This window comes from Massilia sp. NBRC 108631 (assembly GCF_059704565.1).
Genome location: NZ_BAAKJE010000083.1, coordinates 25,756 through 37,799, shown reverse-complemented (window position 1 = coordinate 37,799; position 12,044 = coordinate 25,756). Strand labels below are relative to the sequence as shown.

General features: G+C 67.8%; 8 protein-coding genes and 1 tRNA gene. 3 read left to right on the top strand and 6 right to left on the bottom strand.

What is annotated here, in order from left to right; genetic code table 11:
- Window positions 1-8: 8 nt before the first annotated feature.
- Window positions 9-84 (bottom strand) — tRNA-Gly (locus AC6H42_RS10350).
- A gap of 83 nt (window positions 85-167) precedes the next feature.
- Between AC6H42_RS10350 and AC6H42_RS10345 the strand changes: the two genes are divergently transcribed.
- The 3 genes from AC6H42_RS10345 to AC6H42_RS10335 are packed head-to-tail and all read left to right on the top strand — an operon-like array spanning window position 168 to window position 3,728.
- Entirely contained in the window at window positions 168-1,799 is a 1,632-nt protein-coding gene (locus AC6H42_RS10345; protein ID WP_497547969.1) for a Na+/H+ antiporter, read from the top strand.
- Between the two features lie 13 nt (window positions 1,800-1,812).
- Complete coding sequence (locus AC6H42_RS10340) at window positions 1,813-2,967, top strand: sensor histidine kinase (RefSeq protein ID WP_497547968.1); 1,155 nt, start codon at window positions 1,813-1,815, stop codon at window positions 2,965-2,967.
- Window positions 2,955-3,728 (top strand): LytR/AlgR family response regulator transcription factor, encoded by a 774-nt coding sequence (locus AC6H42_RS10335; protein ID WP_497547967.1) that lies wholly within the window; start codon window positions 2,955-2,957, stop codon window positions 3,726-3,728. Before AC6H42_RS10340 ends, AC6H42_RS10335 begins: the two co-directional genes overlap by 13 nt.
- Here AC6H42_RS10335 and AC6H42_RS10330 read toward each other — a convergent pair.
- From AC6H42_RS10330 to AC6H42_RS10310, 5 genes are all read right to left on the bottom strand, one after another.
- Window positions 3,706-6,561 carry a TonB-dependent receptor gene (locus AC6H42_RS10330; protein ID WP_057154860.1) on the bottom strand — a complete coding sequence of 952 codons (2,856 nt, stop codon included), beginning with the start codon at window positions 6,559-6,561 and terminating at the stop codon, window positions 3,706-3,708. The genes AC6H42_RS10335 and AC6H42_RS10330 overlap by 23 nt on opposite strands.
- Window positions 6,562-6,649: 88 nt before the next feature.
- The gene (locus AC6H42_RS10325; protein WP_497547966.1) at window positions 6,650-7,588 is read right to left on the bottom strand and encodes a carbohydrate kinase family protein; all 939 of its coding nucleotides are present in this window, start codon (window positions 7,586-7,588) and stop codon (window positions 6,650-6,652) included.
- Complete coding sequence (locus AC6H42_RS10320; protein ID WP_497547965.1) at window positions 7,585-8,703, bottom strand: ABC transporter ATP-binding protein; 1,119 nt, start codon at window positions 8,701-8,703, stop codon at window positions 7,585-7,587. The genes AC6H42_RS10325 and AC6H42_RS10320 overlap by 4 nt, the downstream gene beginning before the upstream one ends.
- Before the next feature lies 1 nt (window position 8,704).
- Entirely contained in the window at window positions 8,705-11,008 is a 2,304-nt protein-coding gene (locus tag AC6H42_RS10315) for a GH32 C-terminal domain-containing protein (protein ID WP_497547964.1), read from the bottom strand.
- Window positions 11,009-11,054: 46 nt separating this feature from the next.
- The gene (locus tag AC6H42_RS10310) at window positions 11,055-12,032 is read right to left on the bottom strand and encodes a family 43 glycosylhydrolase (RefSeq protein ID WP_497547963.1); all 978 of its coding nucleotides are present in this window, start codon (window positions 12,030-12,032) and stop codon (window positions 11,055-11,057) included.
- Window positions 12,033-12,044 lie beyond the last annotated feature (12 nt).

The following is a 12,044-nucleotide window of genomic DNA, read 5'->3' as shown; positions in this document are numbered from 1 at the left end:
TCGAATTCTGGAGCGGGAGAAGAGTCTCGAACTCTCGACCTCAACCTTGGCAAGGTTGCGCTCTACCAACTGAGCTACTCCCGCAGAAGGCAAGATTATGACAGAAAGGTTTCCTCTTGACCAGAGTAGCGGCCTATATAATTGCTCGGATTGAAAAAAGGATATCAATGGATGCAATAGAAACAGTCCTGGCCATGCTGCTGGCCGTGGTCGGCAGCGCCTACCTGGTGCGCCTGCTGCCGGTGGCCGTGCCGCTGCCGCTGATGCAGATCGCACTCGGCTTCATCGTCGCCGCGTTCTCGCGCCACGGCATCGCCCTCGATCCCGAGTTCTTTTTCCTGCTGTTCCTGCCGCCGCTGCTGTTCCTGGACGGCTGGCGCATTCCCAAGAGCGGCCTGCTGCGCGACCGCGGCGTGATCTTGCAGCTGGCGCTGGGCCTGGTGGTGTTTACCGTGCTGGGCATGGGGCTGCTGATCCATTGGATGATACCGGCCATGCCGCTGCCGGTGGCGTTCGCGCTGGCGGCCATCGTCTCGCCCACCGATCCCATCGCCGTTTCCGCCATCGCCTCCCGCACACCCATCCCCAAGCGCCTGATGCACATCCTCGAAGGCGAGTCCCTGCTGAACGACGCCAGCGGGCTGGTGTGCTTCCGTTTCGCCGTGGCGGCCGCGCTGACCGGCACCTTCTCGCTCACCAGCGCCACCCTCACCTTCCTGTGGCTGGTGGCCGGCGGTGTCGCCATGGGCGTGGGCGTGACGCTGCTGATCACGCTCACGCAGCGCTGGCTCACGCGCCACTTCGGCGAGCCGGCCGGCTCGCCCATCCTGGTCAACCTGCTGATGCCGTTCGGCGCCTACCTGCTGGCCGAGCACCTGCACGCGTCCGGCATTTTGGCGGCGGTCGCGGCCGGCGTCACCATGAGCTACGTGGAACTGGGCGGCCACGCCCTGGCGGCCACCCGCATCCAGCGCTCGGCGGTATGGGACACGGTGCAGTTCTCGCTGAACGGCGTGATGTTCGTGCTGCTGGGCGAACAGCTGCCCAGCATACTGAAAGGCGCGCGCACCTCGCTGGCGGAAGTGGGCCACGCCAACCCGTGGTGGCTGGTGCTGTACGCCTTCTCCATCGCCTTCGGCCTGATGGCGCTGCGTTTTGCCTGGGTCTGGGCCGCGCTCAGGCTTACGCTGTACCGCAAGAGCCGCATGGGCCAGGACGCGGCGCCGCCGCACTGGCGCCTGCTGCTGGCCACCTCCCTGGCCGGCGCGCGCGGCGCCATCACGCTGGCCGGCGTGATGACGCTGCCGCTGGTCATGGCCGACGGCAAACCCTTCCCGGCGCGCGACCTCACCATTTTCCTGGCCAGCGCGGTGATCCTGCTGTCGCTGCTGGCGGCCAGCATCGGCCTGCCGCGCATCCTGTCCGGGATCGACTTCCCGGAAGAGTCGGAGGAGAGCCAGGAGGAGGACCGCGCGCGCGAAGTGGCGGCCAATGCGGCCATTGCCGCCATCGAGAAAGCCCAGATCGAGCTGATGTCCACCAGCATGGACGCGGACCTGTACCCGCAAGCCGCCAGCCGCGTGATCGCGCTGTACAAGCACAGGCTGGTGGAACACACGGAAGTGGACGAGGCGCGCCAGTTCCGCAAGCTGGACGCGGCCGAGAAGGCGCTGCGCATGTCGGCCCTGCAGGCCGAACGCAAGGCCATCTTCAACCTGGCGCGCAACGGCCACATCTCGGACGAGATCTCGCGCAAGCTGGTGCGCGAGATCGACCTGAGCGAAACCCGCTTCCGCTAGCCCACCGGCCCGTATGCACACCCGTACACACAACCGCCGCGCCGCCTACGCCCTGTGCGCCGCCTGGCTGCTGTTCTGGAGCATGATGGTGCTGACCGCCGTGCAGGACGCGCTGCGCGACGGCGAGCGGGCCGTCTGGAAGCCGATGCTGTGGGAACTGTCGTCGGCGCTGGTGGCCACCCTGCTGATGCTGGCGCAGCGCCTGCATACGCGGCGCTACGACCACCTGCTGGGCACTCCGCTGCGCTGGTTCGGCGTGCAATTGCTGTGGGCGCCGGTGTACTGGCTTTGCTTCGTGCCGCTGGCCTTCGGCATCCGCCACGGCGTGTACGCGCTGGCTGGCGACCGCTATACGCACGAGGCATGGCCGCAGGTGTTCGTGTACGAGGACGTGAAGATCACCGTGTTCTTCGGCTTGTTCGTGCTGATCCAGTTCGGCCTGCTGTCCTATCGCGCGCTGCTGGAGGAGCGCGTACGGGCGGCGCAAGCGCACACCCTGCTGCGGCAGGCGCAATTGCAGCAGCTCACGCAGCAGATGCAGCCGCATTTCCTGTTCAATGCGCTCAATACCATTTCGTCGCTGATGCACACCGACGTGGCGCGCGCCGACGCCACCCTGATGCAGCTGGCCGACGTGCTGCGCGCCACGCTGGACCACTCGGGCCAGCAGCAGGCGCCGCTGGCCACCGAACTGCGCCTGCTGCGCGGCTATGCACAGCTGATGAGCGCGCGCTTCGAGGACCGGGTGCGCATCGGCTGGGATATCGACGAATCGCTGCTGGGCTGCCAGGTGCCGCTGATGAGCATGCAACCGCTGCTGGAGAACGTGTTCAAGCACACTGTCGAACAGCGCCGCCAGCCTACCGCCGTCGCCATCAGCGCCCGGCGCGACGGCGCCGAGCTGGTGCTGCGCATCGACGACGACGGCGGCATCCTGCGCCATGCGGCCGGCGACAGTGCCATGCCTGCCGCAGATGGCCGCGCACCCGGCAGAAACGGCAGCGGCGGCAACCACGCGGACAGCGGCGCGGCTGCGGGCGAAGGGATCGGGCTGCGCAATCTGCGCGAGCGGCTGGCGGTGCTGCATGGCGGTGCGGGCTCGCTGCGGCTGGTGCAACTGGCACCTGCGGGCGTGCGCGCCGAAGTGAGGCTGCCATGCGGGTGCTGATCGTCGACGACGAACGCCCGGCGCGCGACAAGCTGCGCTGCCTGCTGGCGCAGGAAGCGGACATCACCGCCATCGACGAAGCGCGCGACGGCGTGGAGGCACTGGAACGGGGCGCCGTGTTCGCGCCGGACGCCATCTTCCTCGACATCCGGATGCCCGAAGTGGGCGGCTTCGACGTGGCCGCCTCGCTGCCCGAGCCCGCCCCGCTGCTGGTGTTTGTCACCGCCTATGACGAGTACGCGGTGCGCGCTTTCGACGCCAACGCCATCGACTACCTGCTCAAGCCCTACGACCAGCCCCGCCTGCAGCGCGCCCTGCAGCGCCTGCGCGACCGCCTCGCCGGCCAGCGCGCCGTGCCGGTCCTGCCGGTGCTGCCGGTGCTGCCGGTACGCCAGCTACTGATCCCCGAGCGCGGCGCCACGCGCATCGTCAAGGTGGACGATATCGCCTGGATCGAAACCGCCGACAACTACGTTATCCTGCACACGTCCGCCGGCGCCCCGCTGCTGCGCCAGACCTTGGCGGGACTGCTGGACAAGCTCGGCCCCGCCTTCCAGCGCTGCCACCGCCGCGCCGCCGTGCGCCTGGCCGGCGTCGCCGCCATCGAAGTGGATGACAAGGGCGACGGCGAACTGCTGCTGCAAGGCGGCGCCCGCGCGCCCCTCAGCCGCCAGTACCGCCCTGCCCTGCTGGCACGCCTCGCCGCCTCGGAGCAAGGCGCGCTGGCGCCGCAGGGCGTCAGAACATATACGTCATGCTGAAGCGGATGGTACGGCCGAACAGCGGCCGGGCCACACCCCGGTTGCGCGTGCCGTCCGGCGACAGCAGGTCGTTGAACAGCGGATCGCCTTCGGTGAAAGAGAGCTGGTTGGTCAGGTTGGCCACATGCAGATGTGCCTTCCAGCGCTCGCTCAGCTGGTACTGCGCGCCGGCGTTGACGATGTGGTAGGCCGGATACAGCGTCACGTTGCTGTCGGTCGCCTCCGAAAAGCGCGAGCCGTAGTACTGGACTTGCGCATACAGGCTCAGTGGAATGTCGGTCAGCGGCTTCAGGTCGTACGAAGGCATGAAGTTGACCATCACTTTCGGCAGGCGGCGCGGACGGCGGCCGTCTTCGCTGATCTGCACATAGTGGTAGCCGCTGATCACGCCCTGCGCGTTCTTGTCCTCCTGGGTGATGGTGTAGGTGGCGCCGGTGACCTTGGGCTGCTGCAGCACCACGTTGCCCTTCAGCTCCAGGCCATCGACCGCAGCCGGGCGCCAGCTCAGCTCCACCTCGGCGCCGATGTTGCGCACGCCGCGCTTGTACAGCTGCGCCACCTCGGGGCAGGAGTTGATCTGGGTCACACCGCCCTGCGTTGCACAGCTGGCCGAGGCGATGTCGCGGTAGATATTGACTGAGCTGCGCGGCGAGAAGTTGTTGTAGAACGCCGCCACCGAGGCGCCGAAGCCGCGCGTCAGGTAACGCAGGCCCATCTCGTATTGCCGGATGCTCTCGACCGCATCGATCTCCACGGTCTTGCCGTTGACCACCGTGGCTGCGGCGGTGCTCAGGTCATTCAAGTCCTGCAGGCTGGGCAGGCGGAACGACTTCGACGCCAGTCCGTACACGGCGAACGCCTTGCTGAAGCTGTAGTTGGCGCCCACCGACCAGCCCAGGCCATGGTAGGTCTTGTTCAGCGTATGCGGATCGCCCGGCAGGCTGATTTCGTTGTCGGCCGTGGTGTCCTGGGTGGAGCCGGCCACCACGCTGGACGGCGTCAGGTCGGTGCTGACGTTGCGGTCGCGCCGCGATACCCCGGCCTTCAAGTCCTGCCAGCGCACGCCGACGTCCATTTTCAGCCTGTTGCCCATGGTTTCCCAGTGGTCGAGCAGGTAGGCCGCGTTGCCGTCGCCGTGGATCTGGCTGACGAAACCGAACCAGCCTGGCAGGATCGCGCTGCCGGAAGTCAAGCTGGGGCCCACCTGCCGGCCCTGCGCATCGACCACGACCAGGTCCACCGGCCGCGACTGCGCCGTCACGTCGGTGACCAGCAGGCCGGCCTGGAAGTTGGGCGCATAACTGTAGCGGCTCTTGTAGAGGCCGAAGGTCACGTCGTGCGAGCCCTTGAGCTCAAACGACTTCTGCGTTTTCAGGTCGAGCGAGGTGCTGGCGGCATCCACGTCGGCAATGAAGGGCACCTGGAAGTTCAAGTTGACCGAGCCCGGCACGGCGGAGCCGTCGTTCAGGTAGCGCCCCGCCACGCCGGCCGCCTTGGCGTATTTCTTGACGAAGTCCTCGCGGCTGATGTTGGCGAACGCGGCGCAGGCGTTGCCGGCTGGGACGTTGAAGTAACCGATCAACTTGGCGTTGTTCAGGTTGCAGCCCAGCGCGGCGCCGTGCGCCGGCGAGATCACGTCGTTCTGGAAGCGGGCGTTGAGGAAATTGGTGGCGCTTGCCGTGTCATTGCCTGTGAAGACGGCGTTGAAGCCGCTGCTGCCGGCGGTATGGCGCAGCCCTGCCGACAGCTTCCAGCCGTCCGCGAACTCCTGCGAGCCGCTCAAGGTGAACATCTTGAAGTTCGGATGGATGCCGTCGGCCTGGTCGATGGTGCGGGTGCCGTACTCGCCCAGCATGTTGAACCGGCGGTTGTACGGCGAGGCGGTGGTGCCATGCGCGAAATCGATGCCCAGCGGCTGTATCGTGTCCTGGTCGATTTTGGTCGGGTTGGCCGGCGTGCCCGGGTTGCTGAAGCGCGGCACCGAGATCGGCAGGTTCTGGAAGAAGGCGGTGCGGTCGTTGATCAGCAGCGCGTCGACGCGGGCGGTGGTCTTGCGGTCGTCGCTGGTGTAGACCAGGTTGCCCCGCACCTGGCCGCCGCGGTCGGCGGTGTAGCCGGTGTCGCGCACGCCGTCGCTGCGGCGGTAGAAGCCACCCACGGCCCCGGTCAGGTTGGCGCCGAGCGGGCCGGAAATGAAGGCGTCCTGGCGCAGAAAGCCGTAGTCCGCGTATTCCGCCTTGTAGCCGCCGGCCAGGCGGTCGCCGCCGGTGCGCGTCACATGGTTGACGGTGGCGCCCAGGCCGTTCGAATACAGGATGCCGCCCGGGCCGCCCTTCACCACTTCCACGCTCTCGGTCATCAGGTCGTCGCGCACGAAGACGTCATTGTTCATGAACGGCGCCTCGGGTTCCTCGTAGGCCGGCAGGCCGTCCACCAGCTGCGGCGCATAGCGGAAGCCGCCGGTAACGGGCAGGCCGCGCACGGTGATGTTGTTGCTGGCCTCGCCGGCGCTGCTGCCCTCGGAGTAGATGCCCGGGAAGTTGGCCAGCAGGTCGGCCGTGCTCATGGGCGCCAGGCGCTGGATTTCTTCGCTGCCCAGCGTATTGATCGAGAAGGTGGCGTTCTTCTTGGTGGTGGTCTTGGTCACCCCGGTGACGATGACCACCGTGGATGGATCGGCGCCGGCCCCGTCGGCGGGCGCCTGCGCGGCGGCAGGGGCGGCAGGCGACGCCGTGCCGGCGCTGCCCTGCTGCTGCGCAAACACCAGCGCCGGCGCCAGGCAGATGGCCAGTGCCGCAGAGCGGCTGATGTAGCGGGTGATCGAATAGTTCATGCTGCGTCTCCTTTTATGATTATCAGGCCGCTTGGGACGGCCCGGCGATTTTCGTGTTGTCCAACGTTGTCATGCCAGCTACGGTGATTCATTCGCCGATCAGCACCTCCTTCAGGCGCGGCATGTCCGCGCCGCGCCGGGAACAGGTGATGGCCGCCGCCGAACCGGCGAAAGTGAGCGCGGCCCGCAACTGCGCCGCATCCATGCCTTGCAGCGCGGCACGCGTGAGCAAGCCATGCCGTGACAGATGGGACAGCAGCGCAGCCTGGAAGGTATCGCCGGCGCCCACCGTATCGGCCACCTCGACCTGCGGCGCCGGCAGTTCGAACGGCGCCAGCGCCGCCGTCGCCGCCAGCACGCCGCGGCCGCCGCGCGTGACCACCACCAGCGCCACGCCGGCCCGCAACGCAATGGCGATGAATTCTTGCGGCGCCAGTTCCGGATAGAGAAGATGCAAATCCTCGTCGCTGATCTTCAGCAGATCGGTGCGCGGCAGCATCCACGCCACCGCCCGGGTCCAGGCCTCTCGCTCGGGCTGTATCGTCAGGCGCACGTTGGGATCGAAGGCAATCAGGCTGCGCCCATGCCGCTGCGAGACCAGTGCCCGCAAGGCGCTGCAGACCGGCTCGACCACCATGCAGTACGATCCGACGTGGATGGCGGCGGCATCGGCCGGCACCCGCGCCAGGTCGGACAGCGCCACCGCCCGTTCGGCCGTCGCCGTGCCGTACAGCGCATAACTTGGCACCCCCGCCTGGTCCAGATCGATGGTGACCAGGGCGGTTGACGCGGGCGGTCTCGGGGCGCAGGACAGATCGACGCCTTCACTCTCCAGCGTGCTGGCCAGCTTGCGGCCGAACATATCGGCCGACAGGCCGCCGAAGAACATCGGACGCAGGCCCAGCCGCGCCAGGCCGATCGCCAGGTTGAACGGCGAACCGCCGACACGCGCCGACAGCGCGTAGCCGCCGGCCGTGTCGCCGTCGTTGAACAGGTCGAACAGTGCTTCTCCGCACACGATAATCATGCTACCTCCGGTAAGCCCGCCGCATCGGCGGCTGCATTGGTTGCCGGCGCGCCCGCCTCGATGCGGCGCCCGTCCTGGTCGAACACATGGAGCCGCCCGATCGCCGGACTGACGCGCCAGCGCGCCCCAGCGGCCGGCGGCAGGTCCTGCACAACCACCATCAGCGGCTTGTCCAGCCCAGCGACCGCCAGGTGCACATACGACTCCGCACCGAGCCGCTCGACCAGCAGCACCTGCCCGTCGATGACACCGTCCGGATCGGGCTGCAGATGCTCGGGACGAATGCCGATGGTCAGCTTTGCCGGCGCGCCGGCCGGCGCCTGCCATGCCAGCGCGGCGTTCCCCAGCCACAAGCGGCCCGCCGGGTCCAGCGTGCCGGGCGCCAGGTTCATCTTGGGGCTGCCGATAAAGCCGGCCACGAACACGTTGGCCGGCCGGTCGTACAGGTGCATGGGCGCGCCGATCTGCTGCACACCCGCCGGCCCCAGCACCACGATGCGGTCCGCCAGCGTCATGGCTTCAACCTGGTCGTGCGTGACGTAGACCATGGTGGCGCCTAGCTGGCGGTGCAGCCGCGCGATTTCCACCCGCATGTCGGCGCGCAATGCGGCGTCCAGGTTGGAGAGCGGCTCGTCAAACAGGAAGGCGCGCGGCTTGCGCACGATGGCGCGGCCGATGGCCACCCGCTGCCGCTGCCCGCCCGACAGCTGCGGCGGCCGGCGCTCGAGCAGATGCTCCATTTGCAGCATCTTTGCCACCGCCTGCACCGAGGCTTTGATCTCCGCCTTGGAAACGCGCGCCAGCTTCAAGCCGAAGGCGATGTTGTCGAACACCGTCATATGCGCATACAAGGCGTAACTCTGGAACACCATGGCCAGGCCGCGCCTGGCTGGCGGCGTCTGGTTGACGCACTGGCCGGCGATGCTGATCTCGCCCGCGCTGATCTCCTCGAGCCCGGCAATCATGCGCAGCAGCGTCGACTTGCCGCAGCCGGACGGTCCGACCAGGACCACGAACTCGCCGTCTCCGATGGTGAAGCCGACGTCGCGCAAAATATAGTGCGCCTCTTTGCCAGGGTACGTCTTGCCGACGCCCTGCAATGCTATGGATGCCATCTCAGTTTCCTTTTTCCGCTGGGCCCATGGCCCAGACCTTGAGCACAACGACGCGGTCGCCGGCTGCGGCCAGCAGTTCCAGTCCGTCGGCGTCCGCGCGCGCCGGATAAATCCGGCTGGTCAGGCTCTTGCGTTCGTTGACATACGCCTCGACCATCGACCGGTCGAGAAATATCCGCATGCGCAGCGCTTCGTCCTGCAGATCCAGCGCCCCGCCCTGGATGCCGTACGCCTGCCCGCTCGCGCTGCGCGTGCGGTCGATCTCCAGCCGGCCGCGCGCGGTGTCCAGGTACAGCTCGGTCGCTTCGGCGCGGCCCGGCGCCACCCGCAGGCTCATGCCGCGCTTGCCCGCCTCGGAGGACGGCGCCAGCTCAAGCTCGACTTCCAGCGCATCGCCGCGAATGGCCGCAAGTGCGGCGGCGGCCTCGGCCACACTGGCGTTGCGCAAGTCGAGCAACTGCCGGCGGCGCAGGGCGGCCAGCTCGCTGATCGGCGCAATCCGCAGTTCGCCGTCGGCGCCCAGCGACAACGTAACCGGCAGGCCGCCGTTGTGCGCCCAGCCGGCGTCCCATTCATCCTGCAGCGTGCGCTCGCCCTGGGCGATGGAGAACACGATGCTGCGCCCGGTCTTCGGATCGACGAAGCCGCTCGGGCCCGAAAAATGGCCCTGGCCCACATCGAAGGTACGCGGCTGCTCCAGGTCCGGCGTGAAGCGCGCGTTTTTCGCATCGAACACGCCGGTCCAGTAATAGGCCTGGCCGCGCACGTCGTTCAGGAAAACGTGGCGCTCGCGTCCATCCCTGCCTTTACCGACCGGCAGCAGCACCGGCAGCTCCCAGGTTGCGTCGAAGCCGGGGAAGCGCTTGGCGTCGATGGAGAACAGCGGGCCGCGCGGCGTCCAGCTGCGCAAATCGGCCGACTCATAAACAAGCGCAGTGCCACTGCCGCCGGGCAGCGACGAGCCCACCAGCTGGAACCAGCTCTGGCGCGCGGGGTCGCGGAACACGAAGGGATCGCGAAATTCGCCGTGCCGCCCCTGTCCTGGCGCCTGCAGCGTGACCGGCACCGGATATTTGTTCCAGCGTGCCAGGTCCGGGTCGCGCAGATCGCTCGGCGTGGCCATGCCGGTGCGCTGGTTCGGCTTGGCGCTGTCGTTCCCGGCAGTGAAGAACAGCACCGGCGAGCCGTCCGCCGCGTACGTGGCACTGCCGGACCAGACGCCGTCGGTCGCCAGGCCGTCATCCTCGGGCGCCAGCGCAATTGGCAGCTCGCGCCAATGCACCATGTCCGGACTGGTCCAGTGTCCCCAGTGGATCTGGTGCCAGAAAGGGCCGAAGGGGTTTTTCTGGAAGAACAGGTGGTACTGCCCGCCGTAATAGAGCGGCGCGTGCGGTTCGTTCATCCAGCCCGCGTCCGGCATCAGGTGGTAGCGCGGACGATGGCGGTCGCCCTCGAACACGGACCGCGGAACGCGCATGTCCGCCAGCGATGGCTGCGGCGCCTTGCCGCCGTGCCGGGCCAGGTCGGCCTTGACGCCGCTGGCGACGGCGGCGGCGTCCGAAGGGCCGGCGGCGATCCTCACTTCATCCATCAGGCCGAGGAATGTGTTCAGCTTGAACACGCCGCCCACCTGTTCCGGCTGCGAATGCCGGCCTATCGTCAGCGGCTGCTGCGGCAGGCCAAACTCCCCTTCCCCCGGTGCGGCGGCATCGGCTACCTGCTCGCCGTTGAGGAACAATGCCACGCGGCGCCGGGCGGGATCGTAACTGGCCGCCACGTGCGACCAGGTGTCGCGCGGCAGCTTGCGGTCCCGGACACGCACATCCATGATCGCATTGCCGAACCCGAGCTTGATGCCCCAGGCGCCGAAGCGCTGCATGCCGAACGAGAAGCCCTGCCGTGCATGCGCATCGAACTGGCTCAGGAAGGCCGAGTAGTGGCCGCCGTCGCCCCATTCAAACGCGTGCGGCGCAACCCAGGCGCCGAGCGTGAAGCCTTGCGCCAGCTGGGCCGGGGCCAGTGCTGGTGCGGCAATGTCGGTCGAATAGCCGTCGAACAGCAGGCAGCCGCCGTGGATGCAGCTGCCCGCCGTGCGCCACAGCGGCGCGGAATCGGGCTTGAAGCGCGCGCGGTTAAACACATAGTTGACCGGATCGTACCGTCCGGACACGGACTCCATGGCCCGCTTGCCGCCTTGCTCGTCCAGGCTCCAGTACGCCAGCTGCGGCGCGCCGGCCAGGCCGGAGCCTGGGCAGGCCGCCAGCAGCAAGGCCGCAACAAGGCGCCATCGGTGCTTGTGATTCATCGTGTCTCCTCCGTCTGTTTTCATTATCGGACGATGTCTATCGTTGTCATTTCTCGGCCAAAATATCGTCGATGGCGTACAGGCCGGCCTCCAGCCGCAACGGAAGCGGGTCGCAGATGCGGCCAGCGAACCGGCCGTCGGGCCCGGTGTCCTCGAACGCCATCAAACAGTCCCCGCCGGTGACAGGGTCGCGCAGGATCTTGCCGGCGTAGCGGCGGCACGGCGCGTCGCCGTCGAGGAAACCCGGCGCCGGCTGCCATGGCCCGAGCGGATGGTCGGCCACCAGGTAGTGGGTGCCCGATACGCCGCCCTGGTGCTGCGCGCGCATTGCCGGCGACCAGTGCGCGGCGATATTGCAGAATACGCAGTACCAGCGGCCATCGCGCTCGAACACCTGCGGCACCTCAAGCTGGCCGTAATGGCCGCCCGCATACACCGGCGCGGCAGCTTCCCACCGGATCAGGTCGGCCGAGACGGCGTGGCCGATCACGCCGCGTTCGTATAGCGGCCCATCGTTGCGGCGCGCGGTGTAGAACATGTGATACAGGCCGTTGATTTTCTCGGCCAGCACCCAGGGATCGCGCAGCGCCCGGTCGTGCCAGCGCCCTTCCTCGTATTCCTCGTACCAGCGCTGGTCCAGGTCCAGCGCCAGGCCGCTGCCGACGCGCTGCCACGGGCCGTCGATGCTGTCCGCCACGGCGTGGCCGATGCGCTGGCGCAGGCCGTTCTCGGCGCGGCAGGTGCCGGTGTAGAACAGGTGATAACGGCCCTCGGCCTTGATGACGGAGCCGGTCCAGGTGGTGTAGTCGTCCCATGCGGGGCCGGCCTGCGGACCGAAAGCGGTACCCAGCGGCGTCCAGCTGCGCAGGTCCGGCGACACCGCGTGGCCGATCGACACGTTCCAGTGCCGCAGGTCCGGATTGCCGATGGCGCGGTCGGCCTGCAGGAAGAACAGGTGCTGCTCGCCCTTTTCCTCGAAGTGCCAGAAGTCCCAGATATATTTGTCGCTGATTTGTAATGTCATGATGCTTCCAAA